Source organism: Halovulum sp. GXIMD14794, from assembly GCF_054457455.1.
This window is the reverse complement of record NZ_JBTLNF010000002.1, coordinates 192,604-212,736: the sequence shown is the minus strand read 5'-3', so window position 1 is coordinate 212,736 and position 20,133 is coordinate 192,604. Positions and strand designations below refer to the sequence as shown.

Sequence of the window (20,133 nt, the reverse complement as noted above, 5' to 3'; positions counted from 1 at the left end):
AGGAAAGATGGCCGAGCCTGATTACACCAGACTTCCGCCGCGAACATGCCTTCTGGAGCCGATCCCGGAAATTTTCGTCGCACAGGACTTCCTGATAGAAGCGGGCAGGCAACATGTCAGCGGCGACCTTGCAGCAGCCCAAGACGCGCTTCGGATGGCTGATATCCCGATAATCGCCGAGTGGACTGAGGCACTTTGGGGCAAGACATCTGCCAGTATCCACCGCTACAGGAAGATCGAGGACGTTTCGCCTATCCTGGCCAAAGAACAACGCGTCGAAACCAGGATGCCTAGCGTAGCGATCAAGCGCGCTTTGATCGAGCGGGACGGACATCATTGCCGCTTTTGCGGAATCCCGGTGATCCGTTCGGAAGTACGCACGCTACTTCGCAAGGCCTACCCTGACGCCCTGCGTTGGGGCAGCACCAATTCCTCGCAGCATACCGCTTTCCAGGCAATGTGGCTTCAGTATGACCACCTGGTCTCTCACAGCCGCGGCGGGGACAATGGGATGGACAACATGGCAATCACTTGCGCGCCGTGCAACTTTGGAAGGAATGACTTCCTTCTCGAGGAAGTCGCATTGTTGAACCCGCTTTACCGAGAGCCGGTGAAGAATGATTGGGATGGGTTGGAGCACGTGCTTCGCTCATGAGCCCCCGCCCCTACGTCATGTACCCCGACAAGCGCCTCGCCCAGGTCGCCTCGCCCGTTCTGGCCGTGGATGACGCGGCCCACGCGCTTTGGGACGAGATGCTGGAGGCGATGTATGCCATGCCTGGCGTGGGCCTAGCGGCGCCTCAGCTGGGCGTTTCGCTGCGGCTGGCCGTGGTCGACGCCGGGACTGACCGCCAGCCGCTGCGCATGGCGAACCCGAAGATCCTGGAATGGTCGCTGGAGACCGAGGCGGGACAGGAGGGCAGCCCGAACCTGCCCGGCCTCTGGGCTGACGTGGCACGCCCACGCGAAGTCACCGTTGAGTGGCTGGACGAGACCGGCGCGCGCCGCGAGCAGCATCTGAAGGGTCTCTGGGCGCGCTCCGTGCAGCACCAGGTCGACCACCTCGAGGGGCGGCTTTTCATCGACCGGCTGGGCCCGGTCAAGCGGCGGATGCTGCTGCATAAGCACGCCAAGCGGCAACGCACGGCGAAAAGGAGCAGCTGATGCGCCTGGTCTACATGGGAACCCCGGATTTCGCTGTGCCGGCGCTGGAGGCGCTGCACGCGGCCGGGCACGAAATCGTCTGTGTCTACACCCAACCGCCGCGCCCGGCAGGCCGGGGCAAGAAGCCGCGCCCCTCGCCAGTCCAGGCCCGGGCCGAGGTGCTTGGGCTGCCGGTGCTGCACCCGGCGAGCCTGAAAGGGCCCGAAGAACAGGCAGAGTTCGCGGCGCTGGACGCCGATCTGGCCGTTGTCGCCGCCTACGGGCTGATCCTGCCGCAGGCGATCCTCGATGCGCCGAAACAGGGGTGCCTGAACATCCACGCGTCGCTGCTGCCGCGCTGGCGCGGCGCCGCGCCGATCCACCGGGCCATCATAGCCGGGGATGCCGAGACCGGCGTCTGCATCATGCGGATGGAGGCGGGGCTCGACACCGGCCCCGTCCTCAGCCGTGCCGCCACGCCGATCGGTCCGGAAGAGACCACGGGCGACCTGCACGATCGCCTCGCGCAGATCGGCGCCGACCTGGTCACGGACACCCTCGCCCGCCTGCCGCTGCCCGAGGAACCCCAGCCCGAGGACGGGGTCACCTATGCCGCGAAGATCGACAAGGCCGAGGCGCGCGTCGACTGGAGCAAACCGGCAGACGAGATCGCACGGCAGGTCCGCGGCCTCGCCCCCTTCCCCGGTGCCTGGACGGAAGCCGACGGCGAGCGGATCAAGCTGCTCGGCGCGCGCCCGGTTGCCAGATCCGGCACCCCCGGAACGGTTCTGGACGGCTTTACCGTCGCCTGCGGCACGGGCGCGGTCGAGATCACCCGCGCCCAGCGCGCGGGCCGCGCGGTTCAGGACGCGGACAGCTTCCTGCGCGGCATGCCCCTGCTCCAAGGCACCCAGCTCGGCTGAGCGGTTCCCGATGCGGCCGACCCGCGCTAGACTGTGCCCGGCAACGAAAGGGACGCGCGCCATGGAATTCCTGCTTCTGATCTTTCTCGGTGCGCTGGTCGGCCTTCTCGGCGACCGGGCAATGGAGCTGCGGCTTGGCGCCCCAACCTCGATCGCTCTAGGAGCCGGCGGCGCGGTTGTCGGCTATGTGCTGCTCTGGCTCGGCCTCTGGCTGCTCGGCGCCTTCGTTGGCCTGCTGGGCGGCATCCTCGGCGCCCTCGCCGCGCTCTGGCTCTGGACGAGCCTGCGGAACGGCTGACGGCGCGCCCCGTCTTCCACTTTCCTCAAATATCCCCGCCGGAGGCATCGGGCGACGGCCCAACGGACCGCCGCCAGATCATTCACCCCGCGCGCTTGAACGGTTCCATGCCGCCGCGCGCCAATTCGTCAGCACGTTCATTCTCCGGGTGGCCGGCGTGGCCCTTGATCCAGTCCCAGGTGACGTCATGAGCCTGCGCCGCCTCGTCGAGCGCGCGCCAGAGCTCCTCGTTCTTCACCGGCTTCTTCGCCGCCGTCTTCCAGCCGTTGCGCTTCCAGCCGTGGACCCACTTGGTGATGCCGTCGCGGACATAGGTGCTGTCGGTCACGATCCGAACCGCCGTTGGGCGGCCGAGCGCGCGCAGGGCCTCGATGGCTGCGGTCAATTCCATCCGGTTGTTGGTGGTCTGCGCCTCGCCGCCCGACAGTTCGCGCTCCTTGATCACGCGTTCGCCGTCGCGCGCCTGCATGACCACGCCCCAACCGCCCGGTCCGGGATTGCCCGAACAAGCGCCGTCAGTATAGGCCACGATCTCAGCCATTCGCGCGTGCCCGCACGTAGAGCATCAACACCGGCTTGCCGTCAAACAGCCGTCCGGTGCCGTGGTCGTAGTCTGGCGTATCGAAGCCGCCGCTGGTCAGAAGGTCCGTCATCTCGTCCTCGCGGAAGGGGGAATACAGGCAGCCGCGCTCGTCGCGCCAGTCCACCGGGCCCTTGAGCACCGACAGGAACAGCGGCGCGCCCGGGCGCAGCGCGGTGCCCATGCGTTCGAAGATCGCCGCGCGGTCGGCCCGCTCGGCATGGTGCAGCGCATTCCAGCACCAGATCCCGTCATAGCGCTGCCGGACCGAGAGCGTGCGAAACACCGCCTTGCGCGGGGTAAGTCCGTGACGCCGCTGCGCCTCGGCTATCATCGCGTCGCTGGCGTCGGTGGCGTCCGCCCGGAAACCCTTCTCGATCAGCGCGGCCGAGGCCCAGCCGGTGCCGCAGCCATAGTCCAGCACGCGCCCGCCCTCGGACAGCTCCTTAGCAAAGGCGTCCAATCGCGCATGGTCCGCATGCGCCTCGGCGTGGTCGCCAAAGGTCTGAGCGTTCTCGTCGAAGAAAGCCAGCGTCGCGGGGTCGGCGCTCACGCGGCCATCCCCGTAGCAAGACAGATCAGCACGCCCGCGCTCACCGGCAGCCGCAGGCGCAGCCACCAGTCCGGGCCGAGCTCGCGCCCCACGATCACCAGGTCGAGCAGCAATAGCACGACAAAGCCCGCGAACAGCGCGCCCACCGCATCGACGGCGAAATTCGCCGCAAAGGCCCAGAGGGCCGGAATGACCGCAAGGCTCAACTCGAGCCAGCCTGCCCTGCCCGCCTGCGCGGCAAAGCCCCACAGGCAGCCCCCCATGAACGCCAGGATCGCGGCGCCGTAGGTTTGTAGGATTAGGAGCCCGGTAAACGGGTTCGAGATGCCGGGCATCAGCCCATGCGCCGCCAGCGCCCCGGCGGCGAAGGGCAGCAGCCCCGCCGCGCCCAGCACGGCAGCCGGAAGGGGGACACGAGCGCGGGCCATCAGGCGCGCACCGTCTCGGGACCCTGCCGCAGCACGCGAGGCACCTTGAATTCGACGTTCTCGACCGCGGTCGTGACCTCCTGCATGGTCACGTCATAGCGGGCGCGGAACGCGTCGATGACCTCTTCGACCAGTTCCTCGGGGGCCGAGGCGCCGGCGGTGATGCCCACCGCACCTGCGCCTTCGAGCGCGCGCCAGTCGATGTCCCCTGCCCGCTGCACCAGTTGCGCATAGCGGCAGCCGGCGCGCTTGCCGACCTCGACCAGACGGCGGGAGTTCGACGAGTTGGGCGCGCCGATCACCAGCAGCGCCTCGATCTTCGGAGCCATCGCCTTCACCGCATCCTGCCGGTTGGTGGTGGCGTAGCAGATGTCTTCCTTGTGCGGGCCGACGATCGCCGGGAATCGCGCTTTCAGCGCAGCGACGATCCCGGCGGTATCGTCCACCGACAGGGTCGTCTGTGTGATGAACGCCAGCCGCTCGGGATCTCGGGGGGTCAATGTCGCGACATCAGCCTCGGTCTCGACCAGAAGGACCTCGCCCTCAGGCAACTGCCCCATCGTGCCGACCGTCTCGGGGTGACCGGCGTGGCCGATCATGACCATCTGCAGCCCGTTGGCGTAGTGGCGGTCGGCCTCGATATGCACTTTCGAGACCAGCGGGCAAGTCGCGTCGACATAGACCATCTCGCGGCGCTCGGCCTCGGCCGGGACGGCCTTTGGCACGCCATGGGCCGAGAAGATCACCGGCCGGTCAGGCGGGCATTCGTCCAGTTCCTCGACGAAGACTGCGCCTTTCTCGCGCAGGCCGTCGACGACGTACTTGTTATGCACGATCTCGTGCCGGACATAGACCGGCGCGCCCCATTTCTCGATCGCCATTTCGACGATCTTGATGGCGCGATCGACGCCGGCGCAAAAGCCCCGCGGCGCGGCCAGGTACAGCGTCAGCGGTGTCATGCGGACCTCCGATATTCGGGTTCGGGCGGACTATATGGATTGGCGGCCCGGGATGCCAGAGCGGGCCGGTCAGAGAAACCCTACGCCCCACAGCAGAAGTACATAGCGCACCGTCTTTACCGCGCCCACGATGGCGACGAAGACCAGCAGCGGGCAGCGCATGATGCCGGCGACCACCGTGACCGCGTCGCCCAGCGGTGCCCAGCTGACCAGCAGCGACCAGAGCCCCCAGCGGGCGTACCAGTCCTGCGCCTTTTCTAGCTGCGCGTCTGTGACGGGGAACCAACGGCGGCCCCGAAAGTGCTCGATCCAGCGTCCGATGCCCCAGTTCAGTACCGATCCCAGCGTGTTGCCGACGCTTGCCACGGCGACAAGCAGCCAGGGCGCGGTCTCGCCGCGCAACTGCAGGCCGACGAAGACGATCTCGGACTGGAAGGGCAGCAGCGTTGCCGCGCCGAAAGCAGCCACGAACAGGCCGACGAGCGACACAAGGGATTCGGACATCGCGCCTCAGGCAAGCTCGGCGGCGACCTCCCGGACGACCGCGTGGAACATCTGCGGCGTCAGCCGCCCCGTGTTCAAGTTGTAGCGCGAGCAGTGGTAGCTGTCGAACACGGCCAGGTTCTCGATGTCGTGGCGTGCGCCGTGCGCGAAGGGATGATCCGCCAGCCGCCTGCCAAGCGCGCGCAGCAGCGCTTCGTGCGCGACGCGGCCAAGGCAGAGCACGGCGCGCAGGTTCGGCAGCGCCGAGATCCGGGCCGAGAGATAGGGGCGGCAGGCGGCCAGCTCGGCCCCGGTGGGCCGGTTCTCGGGCGGGACGCAGCGCACGGCGTTGGAGATCATGCAATCGACCAGTTCAAGCCCGTCGTCAGGCCGGTTGTCGAAGCTGCCACGGGTGAAGCCATTGGCCGTCAGGGCCTCGAACAAGGGCCAACCGGAGGCGTCGCCGGTGAAGGCGCGCCCGGTCCGATGCGCCCCCATCCGTCCCGGAGCGAGGCCCAGCACCAGCAAGCGCGCGCTGTCAGGTCCGAAGGACGGGACCGCCCCGCCCCACCAGTCCGGGTGCTCGGCAGCCAGCGCCCGGCGATAGCTCACCAGGCGCTGGCAACGCGTGCATTTCCGGGGTGGTTCAGGTCTCAGTTGTCGTCGCTGTCGCGCTGAGCACGGGGGCTGTCCTCGCGCGGGGGACGGCCGATGACTTCGCGCAGGTCTTCCAACTCGATGAAGTTGTCGGCTTGCCGGCGCAGTTCGTCCGCGATCATCGGCGGCTGCGAGCGGATCGTCGAAACAACCGAGACGCGCACGCCAGAGCGTTGAAGGCTCTCGACGAGCGGGCGGAAGTCACCGTCGCCCGAGAACAGGACGATGTGGTCGACATGCGGCGCCAGTTCCATCGCATCCACGGCCAGCTCGATGTCCATGTTGCCTTTCACCTTCCGGCGCCCGGCCGAGTCGGTGAACTCCTTCGCCGGCTTGGTAACCATGCTGAAGCCATTGTAGTTCAGCCAATCCACCAGCGGACGGATCGGGGAATACTCCTCGGTCTCGAGCAGGGCGGTATAGTAGAAGGCCCGAAGCAGTTTACCGCGACGCATGAACTCTGCGCGCAACAACTTGTAGTCGATATCGAAGCCGAGAGCTTTCGCTGCGGCGTAAAGGTTCGACCCATCAATGAACAGCGCCAGGCGCTCGTCCCGGTAGAACATGGTTCCGGCTCCTAAATCCAGAGGCCAGCGCGACGGAAAATCGAAAGGCCTGGAAAATTTGACAACGGTTGCAAAACTAGACTGTCGCGGGCGCATAGAAAAGCCCGGTTATCCGCAATCTCTATTTTATATCCATTCGGATAGGTTTCCAGCGGCGTCAACTAATGCCGCAGAACAAGGGGCTAGCAAGATGCGGCGCACCCCGGATCGCTCTTGCATTTCCCGCGGCGGATGCGTATCTGAGTGCTTTCCGCAGCCTGACACTGACCGGAGGTGGCTTTCATGGCCCGCGTAACCGTTGAAGATTGCGTCGACAAGGTCCCGAACCGTTTCGAACTGGTGATGCTTGCCGCGCACCGCGCCCGCGAGTTGTCGTCGGGCGCCAACCTGACGATCGACCGCGACAACGACAAGAACCCGGTCGTCGCCCTGCGCGAGATCGCTGACGAGACGCTGACCGCCGAGACGCTGCGCGAGAGCGCGATCGAGAGCCATCAGCGCCAGATCGAGGTCGACGAGCCCGAAGAGGACTCGATGGCCCTGCTGATGTCGAACGACCAGCCGGCCCCGGCCGAGGACGACATGTCCGAGGAGAAACTGCTCCGCGCGCTGATGGAGGCGCAGGGCGAGGGGTGATCCCGTCTTGACCGAGATGCTGAGCGACGATGATCTTGTCGACCTCATCAAGGTCTACAATCCCCGATCCGATGAAAATCTGATCCGCGCGGCCTATGCCTATGGCAAGGCCGCGCACGAAGGCCAGGTCCGATCCTCGGGCGAGCCCTATTTCACGCATCCGGTCGAAGTCGCCGCCCTGCTGACCGAGCAGCGGCTCGACGATGCGACCATCGCGACCGCGTTGCTCCACGACACGATCGAGGACACCGGGTCAACTTACCGCGCCATCGAGGATACCTTCGGACCAGACGTGGCCAAGCTGGTCGACGGCGTCACCAAGCTGACGAACCTCGAGCTGTCTTCGGTCGAGACCGAGCAAGCCGAAAACTTCCGCAAGCTGCTGATTGCCATGTCCAAGGATCTGCGCGTGATCCTGGTCAAGCTGGCCGACCGTCTGCACAACATGCGGACGATCAAGTTCCTCAAGCCCGAGAAACAGGTCCGCAAGGCGCGCGAAACCATGGACATCTATGCTCCGCTGGCCGGGCGCATGGGTATGCAGTGGATGCGTGAGGAACTCGAGGACATTTCGTTCCGGGTGCTGAACCCTGACGCGCGCCAGTCGATCATGCGCCGCTTCATCACCCTGAAGAAAGACACCGGCGACCTGATCCCGCAGATCACGAACGACATCCGCAAGCTGCTGGATGACTGCGGGGTCGAAGCTCAGGTGATGGGGCGCGAGAAGAAGCCCTACTCGATCTGGCGCAAGATGCAGGAGAAGGGCGAGGTCTTTGGCCGCCTATCCGACATCTACGGGTTCCGGATCATCACCAACAATGTCGAGGACTGCTATGTCGCCCTTGGCGCGGTGCATCGCCGCTGGGCCTCGGTCCCGGGGCGCTTCAAGGACTATATCAGCCAGCCCAAGTCGCACGGCTACCGCTCGATCCACACCACCGTGTCAGGGCGCTCGGCAAAACGCGTCGAGATCCAGATCCGCACGCGCCAGATGCACGAGGTCGCCGAGACCGGCGTGGCCGCGCATTGGTCCTATCGCGAGGGCGAGCGGTTCGAGAACCCGTTTGCGGTCGATCCCGTCCGCTGGCTCGCTCAGCTGACCGAGCGGTTCGAGGCGTCTGACAATCCGAACGACTTTCTCGAACATGTGAAGCTTGAGATGTTCACCGACCAGGTGTTCTGCTTCACCCCGAAGGGCGAGGTCATCAAGCTGCCGCGCGGCGCCACGCCGATCGACTTCGCCTATGCGATCCATACCCGAATTGGCGACAGCTGTGTCGGGGCAAAGGTCGACGGCCAGCGCGTGCCGCTGTGGACCCGGCTGCGCAACGGCCAGTCGGTGTTTATCATCCGTGCCGAGGGCCAGCGCCCACAGCCCTCGTGGGAAGAGATGGTCGTGACTGGCCGCGCCAAGGCCGCAATTCGCCGGTCGCTTCGCGAGGAACACCGCGCCGGACACATCAACCTCGGCCGCGAGATTGCTCGCGTCGCGTTGGAGCGGATCGGCAAGAAGGCGACCGACAAGGCCCTGAAGACCGCCGCGAACCAGATGGGCCTGCCGGACGCGGACGAGTTGCTCGCACGGCTCGGCGCGGCCGAACTGACCGGGCGCGACCTAGTCGGCACGCTCTATCCGGAACTGGTGGACCAGCAGGACCCGAACCATCACGACGCCAGTGAGATCGAGGAACGGCCGATCGTAGGTCTCGGCGACGGCCAGCGCGCGCAACCCGCGCCCTGCTGCCAGCCGATCCCGGGCGAGCGTATCGTCGGCATCGCCGTGCGCGGTCAGGGCGTGCAGGTCCACGCCATCGACTGCCCTACACTTGCCGCGCTCGAGGATGACGCCGACAACTGGATCGACCTTGCCTGGACGCCGTCGGCCTCACGCGTGCCCCATTTGGCGAGCATAGAAGCCACAGTGGCGAACGACGCGGGTGTCCTGGGACGGATTTGCACATTGATCGGCGAGCAACACGCGAATATCAGCGACATAGTTTTCAATGATCGCAAACCGGACTTTTACCGGATGGTGATCGACCTCGAAGTGCGGGACATGAAGCACCTGCACAATGTTCAGACCGCGCTTGAGGCCGACTCGGACGTCAGCCAGGTGCGCAGGTTGCGCGGCGCCTCGGCCGAACCGGTGCGCCACGGGGTATAGGGTGGACGCGCCGCAAGGCGTGATCGGATCGGAGCGCGAAAGGGGGCTTTCCGAACCATGGTGTTCAAGCGGCGCAAACCGCTGTCGACGGCCCGGCAGGTGCGAGAGTTCGTCTACCCGTCGTCGGGCTGGCGGCGGGCGATCGAGTATTTCGGCCATCGGCTGAAGCGCCTCCCGGATTCGCCGCACAAGATCGCCCTGGGGTTCTCCTGCGGGGTCTTCGTATCGTTCAGCCCCCTATTCGGCCTGCATTTCGTCTATGCCGGGATCTGCGCCCTTCTGGTGCGCGGCAATGTCCTCGCGGCGTTTCTGGGCACGCTTTTCGGCAATCCGATCACCTTTCCGTTCATTGCCACGACCGCGCTCGGCATGGGCCGGCAGATCATGGGCGGCGGACGGCATGGCGAACACTTCGGCACGCTGAAGGACGCGTTCAGCGGCGCTTTTTCGGGGCTATGGCAGTCGATCAAGGCGATGTTCGGCTATGGCGAGCCCGCCTGGGACCGCCTTGGCACCTTCTTCTGGGAAGTGTTCGTGCCCTATTACGTCGGCGGCATCATCCCCGGGCTGATCACGGCGACCGCGATGTATTTCCTGACCCGCCCGCTGGTCGCCGCCTACCAGGCGCGCCGCCGCAAACGGCTGTTCGAGCGCGCGCAGCAGCGCATCGCCACGGCCGCCCCCGCCCGCAAACGCCTGCTTGAGGAAGGCACCAGATGACCGAAGAAGCCAAACCAGCGGGCCACCTGCGCCTCGGCGTGAACATCGACCACGTCGCAACCGTCCGGAACGCCCGTGGCGGAGATACCCCCGACCCGGTCCGCGCCGCCAAGCTGGCCGAGTCCGCTGGCGCCGACGGTATCACCGCGCATCTACGCGAGGACCGGCGCCATATCCGCGACCGTGACATCGAGGCCCTGCTGGCCGAAATCACCGTGCCGTTGAACTTCGAGATGGCCGCCACCGACGAGATGCAGCGCATTGCCTTGCGGCACACGCCGCATGCGGTCTGCATCGTCCCCGAGAAACGCGAGGAGCGGACCACCGAAGGTGGCCTGGAGGTCGCGCAGGACGAGAACCGGCTGGCGCATTTCATCGCCCCGCTGCGCGACGCCGGCTGCCGCGTCTCGATCTTCATCGCCGCCGACCGCCGCCAGATCGAGGCCGCGCACCGCATCGGCGCCCCGGTGATCGAACTGCACACCGGCGCCTATTGCGACGCCCATGCCGAGGGTCGCTTCGACGCCCGCGACGCCGAGCTTGCTCGCCTGCGCGACATGGCCGCATTCGCTCACGACCTGGGCCTGGAGGTCCATGCCGGCCACGGCCTGACCTTCGATACGGTCCGCCCGGTCGCCGCCTTCCCTCAGGTGATGGAACTGAATATCGGCCATTTCCTGATCGGCGAGGCGATCTTCTCGGGTCTCGACAGCGCAATCCGCCGGATGCGCGCTGAAATGGACACCGCCCGTCGCGACGCCTTCGGCGAAGGCGTCGCGTGAGTAGCCTGCGAAGCATTAAGGAGACTACTCCGCCCTAGATATTCACGCCAAAAAGACCAATTATGTCTTTCTTGTCAATATCAATCAAAATTATCCGGGTACCCTATTAACGATGAAGAATGTCGTATTTATTTTTTTGTACGCGATAATCGCACTTCTTATCACATTAAACATACTTACGGTGACATCATCCTCTGTATTCAACAGTATCTCTTCGATCGTTGAAATTGCGTCGAAAGCGCCGTCTCTTCGGGACATGCATAGGGCAGAGCTGGATTCCGCCAGAAAGCAGGTTTCTTCATTACAGCAGCGCAACCTAACACTAAGGAACCAGAGACAGAAACTACTTTTGTCACGACAGGCTTCTAGAGTAAATAGCTTGAGGTTGAGTGTACAGGCGCAACAAACCACGAGAGCGCTAGAGCTTGAAAACAACGCACTTAACTACCAGAATAGGGCGATTAGAGGGAATGTCAGCAAGGCCCACTCGCGAATTTCAAGAATACTGACCACCAGCACTTTGCGGAATATTGCCACCACGGCCGGAGAAGCAATACCTGTCGCCGGAATCGCTGTAATCGTTGCAGCTACTACTGCTGAAGTGGCGGACGCCTGCATTATAATGCAAGATATGAGCAACTTGGAAAAGAGTGTCAGCCTAGATAGCAGCGAAATAAACCCGAAAGAGGTCTGCGGATTGAAAGTGCCGACTGCCAATCAGCTTTGGCGCGGGGTCCGCACCTCGCCCGCGCGAGCGTGGGAAAGCGTTAGAGAATATCTTCCCGGCTTACCGGACTTTTCTGGCGCTAGAGAATACCTCTCGTTTAAATTAAGCTGGAAGGATCTCCTTGAGACCGTAGCGCCATTCGACTAGGCAAGTGACCCGAATGGTAATCTGACCGGGCTTGATACCAATGGTCCGGAAGCTCCCCGGCGAAAGAGATACATGATTCTCGGCATCGGCACTGATCTGTGCAACATCGACCGCATCGCCGGAACGCTGGAGCGTTTCGGTGACCGGTTCCGCAATCGTGTCTATACCGAGATCGAGCAGCGCAAAGCGGAGGCTCGGGCCGACACCGTGGGTACCTATGCCAAGCGCTGGGCGGCGAAAGAAGCTTGCTCCAAGGCTCTGGGGACCGGCTTGCGCATGGGCATCGCATGGAAGGACATGTCCGTCACCAACCTGCGCACCGGGCAACCTGTGATGCATGTGACCGGGTGGGCCGCCGAACGGCTGGCCGAGATGACCCCCGAAGGGCACGAGGCCGTTATCCATGTCACGCTGACCGACGATCACCCCTGGGCACAGGCCTTCGTGGTGATCGAAGCGCTTCCCCTCAAGGGCCAGCGCGCTTGACAGCAGCCGGTTCCGGCGCGACAAGCACGCCTGTTTCATCACGGTACGAGGACGATTGAGCTGATGGCAAAGCGGGAAAAATCCGCTGGCGGAGGCCTGTTGGAGCTGGTCAAGACGCTGGTCTACGCACTGGTTCTGGCGGGACTGATCCGCACCCTTCTGTTCCAGCCCTTCTGGATCCCCTCGGGGTCGATGAAGGACACGCTGCTGATCGGCGACTTCCTGTTCGTGAACAAGTTCGCGTATGGCTACTCGGCCATGTCCTGCCCGTCGTACAAGAACTTCAACCTCTGCGGTGCGTTCGAGGACGAGGAAGGCCGGCTGCTGGGCTCTGAGCCGGAGCGCGGCGATGTCGTCGTCTTCAGCCATCCCTCGACCGGCGAAGACTACATCAAGCGCGTCATCGGCCTGCCCGGCGACACCATCGAGGTGCGCGGCGGACGCGTGATCCTGAACGGCGAGGAACTGCCGCAGGAACCGGCAGGCGACTTCGTCGAGACCTATCTTGCGCAGGGCCCGATGGGCAGCTTCCCGCGCTGCTTGCGTGACGGGCCGGTCGGCCTCGGCGGCGAGTGCATCAAGGAGCGCTTCGTTGAGACCCTTCCGGGCGGCCGCAGCTACAACGTGCTGAACATCGGCCAGTCGGCAGCGGACGACAAGGGACCGTTCACCGTGCCCGAGGGTCACTTCTTCTTCCTGGGCGACAACCGCGACAACTCGGTCGACAGCCGCTTCAGCCCGGCCGCGAACGGCGTCGGCTTCGTCCCCTACCGCAACCTGATCGGCCGTGCCGACCGGATCATGTTCTCCTCCGCCGGTGCGTCGATCCTGTACTTCTGGACCTGGCGCGGCGACAGGTTCTTCAAGGGCGTGCATTGAAGCTGAACCCGGCACAGGCGGCCTTTGCCACCCGGCTCGGCCATGACTTCTCGGATCCGCGGCTGCTGGTGGAGGCGTTGACTCACGCCTCGCTGTCGGGGCCGGTGCGCCGCGACAATCAGCGACTGGAGTTCCTGGGCGACCGCGTTCTGGGTCTCGTCATCGCCGAGGCGCTGCTGACCGCCGACCCGACCGCCCGCGAGGGCGAGCTTGCCCCCCGTTTCAACGCCCTCGTCCGACGCGAGGCGCTGGCCGATGTCGCCGAGCGCATCGAACTGGGCGACGCGCTGATCATGGGCAAGTCCGAACGCGCGACCGGTGGACGCCGCAAACAGGCGCTTTTGGCCGATGCAATGGAGGCGGTGATTGCCTCGGTCTACCTCGACGCCGGTTTCGAGATCGCCAAGGGTCTGGTCCTGCGGCTCTGGAAGGACCGGATTGCGACCGCCGACACGCAAGGCGCCGATCCCAAGACCGCGCTTCAGGAATGGGCGCAGGCGCGAGGGATGGAGCCGCCCGCCTATATCGAAGAGGACCGTAGCGGCCCCGACCACGCCCCGGTCTTCACCATCGCCGTTGAACTTGCCTCGGGCGAGCGGACGATGGCCACCGCCAATTCCAAGCGTGCCGCCCAACAGGCCGCCGCCGCCGCGCTGCTGACGCAGCTGGAGGAGTCCAATGACTGACGCGCAGACCCGCTGCGGCTTCGTCGCCCTGATCGGAGAGCCGAACGCCGGCAAGTCCACGCTGCTGAACCGTATGGTCGGGGCCAAGGTCTCGATCGTCACGCACAAGGTGCAGACCACCCGCGCCCGCATCCGAGGCGTTGCGCTGGAAGGCCCCGCGCAGATCGTCTTCGTGGACACGCCCGGTCTTTTCGCGCCGCGCCGCCGCCTGGATCGCGCGATGGTCAGCGCCGCCTGGTCCGGCGCGGCCGATGCCGACATTGTCGTGCTGATGGTCGAGGCGCATCGCGGCATCACCGAAGGTGTCGAGAACATTCTCGAGGCACTGGAGGAGCGCGTCGACAAGCCTGTGGTCCTGGCGATCAACAAGATCGACCGGGTCAAGCGGGACGTGCTGCTGGCCCTCAGCCAAGAGCTGAACGAACGCCGCGCGTTCGAGGCGACCTTCATGATCTCGGCCGAGAAGGGCCACGGCGTGAAGGACCTGAAAGCCTGGCTGGGCGAGCGGATGCCGGAAAGCCCCTGGCTTTACCCCGAGGACCAGATCGCCGATCTGCCGATGCGGATGATCGCAGCCGAGATCACCCGCGAGAAACTGACGCTGCGCCTGCATCAGGAACTGCCCTACCAGCTGACGGTCGAGACCGAGCAGTGGGAAGAGCGCAAGGACAACTCGGTGCGGATCGAGCAGGTTGTCTACGTCGCCCGTCCCGGTCACCGCGGCATCGCGCTTGGTCCCAAGGGACAGACGATGAAGCAGATTGGCACTTTGGCCCGGCAAGAGCTTGAGGAGTTCCTGGGCCGCCGCGTGCACCTTTTCATCGAGGTGCGCGTCCGCGAGAACTGGCAGAACGAGTCCGAGCGGTACTCGGAAATGGGGCTGGATTTCTCGGACGGAAATTGAACGTGTGCTGCCTTGCACGCAAGCAGGGCCGAAGCGGTTGATCCACGCCGACGATCTGCGATCCTGACCGAGGACACAATCCCGGGGGAGGATCCGATGCGCCGCTTGCTCGCAGTAACTACCTGCTGTGCCCTGCTGGGCAGTGCTCTCTGGACACACGCGCAGGATTCCTCGGTGATCCGGGAACTGGTGCCGACCGCGCTGCCGGCCGAGACCGCTCTGCCCGATCTCGACCCGCTCCCCGACGACATTCGCTGGGACGCGGTCCTGACCGGCCTCGCCGCGCTGATGGAGGCACTCGAGGATCCAGACGACGACATGGACGAGTTGGCCTTCGGTTTCGATGGGCCGGATGACGCCTTTGTCTTCGTCCGCGACCGGATCCGGACCGAGCCCTACGCGGGCAGTCTGCGCACGCCGCAAGCCGTGCTAGACGCCCGGGCCGGGAACCCTCAGGACAAGGCGAGCCTGTTGGTGGAATTGCTGATCCGCATGGGTTTCGATGCGCGAGTGATGCGCGCGGATACGCCGGTCCCTGCCGAAGCGCTCGCCGGTGTCTGTGCCGTCCCAGCCCGGTCGGATGTGCTGTCCCTGCGGCTGGCTGGCCTCGGGGAGCAGGCCGAGACGCGCCTGATCACCCGTGCGGGTCGGGATTTCGCCCGCCTGCAGGAGAGCTCCGATGCCGCCGGCGCGCGAGCCGAGGCGTTGCCTTCCGTTCCCCACGCTTGGGTGCGGATGGCCGACCTCGGCCAATTCACCGACTACGACCCTGCCCGTCCTGACGCACAGCCGGGCGAGGCGCCCGGCACCGCCGGCACGCCGCTCGACGGCCCCGCGGACGCGCACGAGGTCACGATTGCCGTCTACGCGGAACAGCTGGCGGATGGCCGGCTGTCCGAGCGCAAGGTGCTGGACCAGAGTTTCGCGGCCCGAGACCTCGCACACGTTCCCATTCACCTGGTTTTCGGCCCGGAACAGGGCGGGACCGGCGGCATCTTGGCCGAGGCCCTATCGGCCGTCGCGGGCGTTCAGGCGGGCATGAAGCCGACCCTGATCGTCGACGGCGACTTCCTCACAGGCTCCGCGTTCGCCACTCCCGGATTGGCAGCCGAGCGTGGGTTGGCCGAGGGGGATGATCCGGTCGTCACCGCAGTCTGGCTGGACATCTCGACCAAGGCTCCGGGCCAGCCCGAAAGGCGCGCCCGCCGGGCATTGATCGACCTGCTTCCGCCCGAGGCGCGCGCCGCCGCATCCGTATCCGAGGATGACCTGCGCCCCCCCACAATGGGAGAGCGCTTCCCCGCCGCCCTCGAAACTGTTCGGCACCTGGCGGTTTCGAACGGTGGCCTGTCGGCGCTGGCAGCCGCGGCGCACAGTGCAGACGGCTTTCTGCGCCTTCCCGACCTTCTCGCCGACGGAGAGGCGGCGGACCCGGTGTCGCTTCTCGCCCTCGACTGGACGACGCTCGAGGTACGCGCGCAGGCCGCCGAGGCCCTCGCCCGCGCCTTGCCTGCCGAGCACGATGGCGCCTGTGCTTTCATCGGTCAGCCGCGCGTCTGGCTGGCCAGCACCGCCCCGCTCGGCGAGGCGATCGAAACCACGCTTGACTGGGCGATCGACGGGATCGACGTGGCCGGTCCGACCGGAGAACCGGCCCCTGAGGCCGCTTTCGACCTGCGGCTATGGTACGGAGCGTTGCAGTCCGCGCTGGAAACCACGCTCGCTGAAGCGGGCGTCACCGGCACCGAAGTCGAGATCGCCAGCACCAGCACCCTGCTCGATGCACCGCTTACGGGACAAGCGACAGCGCTGGCAGAGACTCACCCCGCCGCAGCCCGCGACGCCGAGGCGGGATATGTGCTGCTGACCGCGGACAGCGGCCTGGAAAGGGGAGCCTGGTGGCGCATCGATCCCGCCACGGGGCAGACCGACGCCAGGCTGGGCGAGGTCGGCAATGCCTTCAAGAAGATCCAGGGCATCGGCGGCATCGGGGTAAAGCAGGGGATCTACCAGGTCGACCCGGTGACCGGCGAAAGCATCCGCCTGAACCCACGCGGCGACATCGAGGCGCAAAGCCGCAAGGCCGAGAAGATCCTTCGCGACCGCCGCGCGCGCTACAATCGCTACAAGGCGAACGCACAGCGCACGAAGGGCGGGGGGAACGAGTACAGTGTTCTTCTGACGACGGTGGCGATCCCGATTTCCTTCGCGGGCGGCTACGCGATCGGCACAGCTGTCTATCAGGGGGCGTTCTACGCGCTCTACGGTTACGTGCCCTAGGGCTTCCCTGCTCTCGCCTTCTGTGCTTAACGGCGCCATGTCTTGTCTAAACCTGTCGCCTTCATGTCCCGCCTGACCGCTGATTTCTGGGTCCGCGCCTACCTTGCGCGGCTGCGCCTTGCCGATATTCCCGCCTTCGTCACCGCTCACGGTGACGAGACCGCCGGCGCGGTTCTGATCAAGCTCAACACGCTCGACGGTCAGGCCAAGGCCTACCAGCGGCAGTTCGCGCTCGACGGTGCTCGGGTCTGGAGCATACTGGCCGAAGGCTCAGAAATGGAAGTCGACGAGGCTGTCGCGCGGCAACGTGGCTATGATCCGGACCTCTGGGTCATCGAGATCGAGGACCGGGCAGGCCGGACGCTGCTGGACGAGCCGGGGCTCGCGGACTAGCGGGCTCGACAAGCCGAGCAAACACCAGCAGCCGGCCCGGCAGCGCACCTCGCGGACCCGCGGAACGGCAGCGTCGGGCTGCCCCGGCCGAACCACCGAGCCGGTCTCAGAAACGGTCGAGCAAGCGGCGCAAGTAATCCAGTTCCTCGGTCGGGCGGTTCTGCTCTCCGGCGCGGCGACGGATCTCGTCGAAGAGCTCCCGCGCCCGCTGCATCGCATCCGCGCCCGGCAGCAGGTTCTCGTCCGAGCGGATGTTTCCGCGCGAGCCAGACGGCCGGCCCAGCGGGTCGCGGTTGTCGTTCGCCATGCCCTCGCCCGGCTGCTGGCCCATGTCGCCCTGGTTCTGTTGCGCCTGCTGCTGCATTTCCTCGCCGAGGCCCCGGATGCCATCGCGCAGCGCGTCCATCGCATCCGCCTGCCGATCCAGCGCGCCGTTCAAGTCGCCTTCGTCCAGCCGGTCGCGGGCCTCGCCCATGCTGTCCTCGCCGTCGCCCAGCCGCTCGCGGGCGTCGGCCCCTTCCTCGGTGCCCGGTCCCGGTAGCCGGCCGCGCAGGTCATCGAGCATCTGGCGCAGCGCTTCCTGCCGCTCGGCCAGCTGTTCCGCAGACAGACCTTGCCCCGGCTGGCCCTGTCCCGGCTGGCCTTGCTGACCCGGCATCGGCTGCCCCTGCTGGCCGGGCTGGTTCTGCCCCTGCTGCTGCCCGGGCTGCTGACCCGGCATCTGCGGCATGCCCGGCATCGACTGTTGCCCCTGACCCTGCTGACCCTGATTGAACTGGCGCTGCAACTCCTGGAAGCTGTCGTCAGCCAGGTCCTGTTGCTGGCGCAACGTGTCCTGCAGTTCCTGCATCATCTGCTGGCCCTGCTGACCCTCCCCGCCCTGCTGGACCTGCATCTGCAGGTTCTCGAGCATCTGGCGCAGCTGCTCCAGCAGCGCCTGCGCCTGCTCCTGCTGGCCGCTTTCCGACAGTTCCTGGATCCGGTCGAGCAATTGCTGCAACTGGTCCTGGCTCAGCTGCATCTGGTTTTCCTGGTTCTGCTGCTGGCCTTCGTCCTCGGCGTTGCGGATCGCCTCCTGCGCAAGCTGGGCCATGTAGTCCTGCATGGCCTCGCGCAGTTCCTCCATCAGCTGGGCGATCTCTTCGTCCGAGGCGCCGTTCTGTAGCGCGTCTGACAGTCGGTCCTGCGCCCGGCGCAGCCGTTCGCGCGCATCCGACAGCGTGCCGTCCTCGATCGCGAGCGCGGCTTGCCACAGCAGTTCAGCCACGTCGTCACGCTCCAGCTCCGAGAGCGTGCCATCCTCCTGTGCATAGCCGAGCCGCCGCAGCGCCATGCGGACCATCATGAAGGCCGTCGTGCCGGTGAAGATATCCTCGGGTGCGTGGGTGATCGTGCGCAGCATCATGTCGACGCGCGGCGCGTTCTCGCGGTTCCAGAGCAGGTCGCGGCGCTGCTCCAGCACAGCACGGGCCAACGGGTCGAAGAAGCTGCGTCCCGGCAGCGTCACATCGCCCTGCACCGCCGTCGCGGTCTGCTCGGCAGCGTCGAACACCTCGAGTTCGATGCGGACCGGTAGGCCGGACCAGGGATGTTTCGAAAGATCCTCGGACAGCGTTTCCTCGACGCTCTGCGTATCGCCGGTCAGCGGCAGCGGCAGGTCGAGCACAAGTGCCTCGCGCGGCTCGGGGTCCGGGGCCAGACCGTAGCGGCGATCCACTCCCTCCAGGTCCAGCGTGATCTTCGCAGTGCCACCCGCGATGCCGTAGTCGTCGCTGGCTGTGTAGGCCAGTTCCATCGCGCCCGAGACGTCCTGCATCACCTCTTCGGCGAAGTCTACCCGCGGCGGCAGGTCCGGCAGGATCGAAACCTGCCATTCCGCCACGTCCCGCCCCTGCTGGGTCAGGCCGAAACTGCCAGTCTGCTGCGCGTTGAATGTGGTCGAGAGGATGCCCTCGGCGATGGGCTCCAGCGCCGCACCTTCGCCCGAGACGTCTTCTGCCAGTGCGAACCCCTCGTCGCCGCCATAAACGCGCACGGTGATTTCGGAACCGGTGGGCAATTCCAGATCGCGCGGCTGGTCTTCGGTCAGGTAGATCGTCGGGCGACCGGTGTAGGCAGGCGGGTTCGCCCAGGCCTCGTAGCTCGGCCCCGAGGCGATATCGGCGGCCGAAGGACCGCCGGGGCCGACGGGCACCGCAAGTTCGATGGGCGCGGGCGCGCGCGCAAAAAGTGCGGCGGCGATGACCGCAACCAGTGCGACGAGGCGCAGCGCCCATCTATCCTTGGACGATACCCGCAGATCGGGGCGAGAAGCCTTGGCCTCTGCCGCGCGCTCGGCCATGCGTTCCAGATGACGCGCCCAAAGGGCCTGTGCGCCCGGATCGTTCGCGCCGATGGCAATTTGATCCTTGAGGGCGGAAATCGGCCGACCGGGCAACTTTTCATCAAGCCGCGCCACTGCCTCGGCCTGCGTCGGCCAGCGGAACCCTCGCACTCCGCGCCAGAGAGCGAGTGCAGAAGCAAGACCAAGAAGAACCAGCACGACCAGCGCGCCGACCGGGCCAACGGCGGCAAACATGCCAAAGGCCCAAACGGCAACGCCTGCCATAACCAGCGTCGCCACGGGCCAGAAACCCCGCGCCGCACGCTCTGCGGCAAGCCCCCAGCGTGCCCTGCGGATCTGCGTTTGCAGGCGGGCCTCAGCGGTCTTCGTGCAGTCGTCGGTGGTCTGCAATG

General features: G+C 65.9%; 23 protein-coding genes. 15 read left to right on the top strand and 8 right to left on the bottom strand.

All coding sequences use genetic code 11. From position 1 onward, the window contains the following. Nucleotides 1-7 precede the first annotated feature (7 nt). The 4 genes from ACW9UR_RS01735 (at nt 8) to ACW9UR_RS01720 (ending at nt 2,364) form a co-directional block, all read left to right on the top strand. Nucleotides 8-655, top strand: a complete 648-nt coding sequence (locus tag ACW9UR_RS01735) for an HNH endonuclease (protein ID WP_458915172.1) — start codon at nt 8-10, stop codon at nt 653-655. After that, complete coding sequence (def, locus tag ACW9UR_RS01730; RefSeq protein WP_458915171.1) at nt 652-1,164, top strand: peptide deformylase; 513 nt, start codon at nt 652-654, stop codon at nt 1,162-1,164. The genes ACW9UR_RS01735 and def overlap by 4 nt, the downstream gene beginning before the upstream one ends. Beyond that, the gene (fmt, locus tag ACW9UR_RS01725; protein ID WP_458915170.1) at nt 1,164-2,066 is read left to right on the top strand and encodes a methionyl-tRNA formyltransferase; all 903 of its coding nucleotides are present in this window, start codon (nt 1,164-1,166) and stop codon (nt 2,064-2,066) included. The genes def and fmt overlap by 1 nt, the downstream gene beginning before the upstream one ends. Nucleotides 2,067-2,127: 61 nt before the next feature. Then, on the top strand, nt 2,128-2,364 hold the full coding sequence (locus tag ACW9UR_RS01720; RefSeq protein WP_458915169.1) for a GlsB/YeaQ/YmgE family stress response membrane protein: 237 nt from the start codon (nt 2,128-2,130) through the stop codon (nt 2,362-2,364). 82 nt (nt 2,365-2,446) lie between these two features. On the opposite strand, the gene rnhA is transcribed toward ACW9UR_RS01720, so the two are convergent. The 7 genes from rnhA to ACW9UR_RS01685 form a co-directional block, all read right to left on the bottom strand. Continuing rightward, nucleotides 2,447-2,905 (bottom strand): ribonuclease HI, encoded by a 459-nt coding sequence (gene rnhA / locus ACW9UR_RS01715; RefSeq protein WP_458915168.1) that lies wholly within the window; start codon nt 2,903-2,905, stop codon nt 2,447-2,449. Then, nucleotides 2,898-3,497, bottom strand: coding sequence for a class I SAM-dependent methyltransferase (locus ACW9UR_RS01710; RefSeq protein ID WP_458915167.1), 600 nt, complete (start codon nt 3,495-3,497; stop codon nt 2,898-2,900). The genes rnhA and ACW9UR_RS01710 overlap by 8 nt, the downstream gene beginning before the upstream one ends. Then, nucleotides 3,494-3,925 carry a DUF3429 domain-containing protein gene (locus ACW9UR_RS01705; RefSeq protein WP_458915166.1) on the bottom strand — a complete coding sequence of 144 codons (432 nt, stop codon included), beginning with the start codon at nt 3,923-3,925 and terminating at the stop codon, nt 3,494-3,496. The genes ACW9UR_RS01710 and ACW9UR_RS01705 overlap by 4 nt, the downstream gene beginning before the upstream one ends. Further along, nucleotides 3,925-4,884: a 4-hydroxy-3-methylbut-2-enyl diphosphate reductase gene (gene ispH, locus ACW9UR_RS01700; protein ID WP_458915165.1), complete on the bottom strand. Its 960-nt coding sequence runs from the start codon at nt 4,882-4,884 to the stop codon at nt 3,925-3,927. Before ispH ends, ACW9UR_RS01705 begins: the two co-directional genes overlap by 1 nt. 69 nt (nt 4,885-4,953) lie before the next feature. Further along, nucleotides 4,954-5,388: a YqaA family protein gene (locus tag ACW9UR_RS01695; RefSeq protein WP_458915164.1), complete on the bottom strand. Its 435-nt coding sequence runs from the start codon at nt 5,386-5,388 to the stop codon at nt 4,954-4,956. Between the two features lie 6 nt (nt 5,389-5,394). Continuing rightward, a complete protein-coding gene (locus ACW9UR_RS01690) occupies nt 5,395-5,979 on the bottom strand; it encodes a uracil-DNA glycosylase (protein ID WP_458915163.1) in 585 nt (194 codons plus the stop codon). 41 nt (nt 5,980-6,020) lie between these two features. Next, a complete protein-coding gene (locus ACW9UR_RS01685; RefSeq protein ID WP_458915162.1) occupies nt 6,021-6,590 on the bottom strand; it encodes a LabA-like NYN domain-containing protein in 570 nt (189 codons plus the stop codon). 282 nt (nt 6,591-6,872) lie between these two features. Between ACW9UR_RS01685 and rpoZ the strand changes: the two genes are divergently transcribed. From rpoZ to ACW9UR_RS01630, 11 genes are all read left to right on the top strand, one after another. Further along, a complete protein-coding gene (rpoZ, locus tag ACW9UR_RS01680; RefSeq protein WP_458915161.1) occupies nt 6,873-7,226 on the top strand; it encodes a DNA-directed RNA polymerase subunit omega in 354 nt (117 codons plus the stop codon). Between the two features lie 16 nt (nt 7,227-7,242). Further along, complete coding sequence (locus ACW9UR_RS01675) at nt 7,243-9,393, top strand: RelA/SpoT family protein (RefSeq protein WP_458915293.1); 2,151 nt, start codon at nt 7,243-7,245, stop codon at nt 9,391-9,393. A gap of 57 nt (nt 9,394-9,450) precedes the next feature. Next, nucleotides 9,451-10,113: a DUF2062 domain-containing protein gene (locus ACW9UR_RS01670; protein ID WP_458915160.1), complete on the top strand. Its 663-nt coding sequence runs from the start codon at nt 9,451-9,453 to the stop codon at nt 10,111-10,113. Continuing rightward, nucleotides 10,110-10,895, top strand: a complete 786-nt coding sequence (locus ACW9UR_RS01665; protein ID WP_458915159.1) for a pyridoxine 5'-phosphate synthase — start codon at nt 10,110-10,112, stop codon at nt 10,893-10,895. The genes ACW9UR_RS01670 and ACW9UR_RS01665 overlap by 4 nt, the downstream gene beginning before the upstream one ends. Before the next feature lie 112 nt (nt 10,896-11,007). After that, nucleotides 11,008-11,769: a hypothetical protein gene (locus ACW9UR_RS01660; RefSeq protein WP_458915158.1), complete on the top strand. Its 762-nt coding sequence runs from the start codon at nt 11,008-11,010 to the stop codon at nt 11,767-11,769. Nucleotides 11,770-11,841: 72 nt separating this feature from the next. Continuing rightward, nucleotides 11,842-12,255, top strand: a complete 414-nt coding sequence (gene acpS / locus ACW9UR_RS01655; protein ID WP_458915157.1) for a holo-ACP synthase — start codon at nt 11,842-11,844, stop codon at nt 12,253-12,255. A gap of 63 nt (nt 12,256-12,318) precedes the next feature. Next, nucleotides 12,319-13,134 carry a signal peptidase I gene (gene lepB / locus ACW9UR_RS01650; RefSeq protein WP_458915156.1) on the top strand — a complete coding sequence of 272 codons (816 nt, stop codon included), beginning with the start codon at nt 12,319-12,321 and terminating at the stop codon, nt 13,132-13,134. After that, on the top strand, nt 13,131-13,820 hold the full coding sequence (rnc, locus tag ACW9UR_RS01645; RefSeq protein ID WP_458915155.1) for a ribonuclease III: 690 nt from the start codon (nt 13,131-13,133) through the stop codon (nt 13,818-13,820). Before lepB ends, rnc begins: the two co-directional genes overlap by 4 nt. Next, nucleotides 13,813-14,724 (top strand): GTPase Era, encoded by a 912-nt coding sequence (gene era / locus ACW9UR_RS01640; protein ID WP_458915154.1) that lies wholly within the window; start codon nt 13,813-13,815, stop codon nt 14,722-14,724. The genes rnc and era overlap by 8 nt, the downstream gene beginning before the upstream one ends. 96 nt (nt 14,725-14,820) lie before the next feature. Beyond that, on the top strand, nt 14,821-17,004 hold the full coding sequence (locus ACW9UR_RS01635) for a hypothetical protein (RefSeq protein ID WP_458915153.1): 2,184 nt from the start codon (nt 14,821-14,823) through the stop codon (nt 17,002-17,004). Nucleotides 17,005-17,067: 63 nt separating this feature from the next. After that, nucleotides 17,068-17,397 carry a DUF1491 family protein gene (locus tag ACW9UR_RS01630; protein ID WP_458915292.1) on the top strand — a complete coding sequence of 110 codons (330 nt, stop codon included), beginning with the start codon at nt 17,068-17,070 and terminating at the stop codon, nt 17,395-17,397. Nucleotides 17,398-17,503: 106 nt separating this feature from the next. Here ACW9UR_RS01630 and ACW9UR_RS01625 read toward each other — a convergent pair whose 3' ends face one another. Next, on the bottom strand, nt 17,504-20,131 hold the full coding sequence (locus ACW9UR_RS01625) for a TIGR02302 family protein (RefSeq protein WP_458915152.1): 2,628 nt from the start codon (nt 20,129-20,131) through the stop codon (nt 17,504-17,506). Nucleotides 20,132-20,133: the final 2 nt, after the last annotated feature.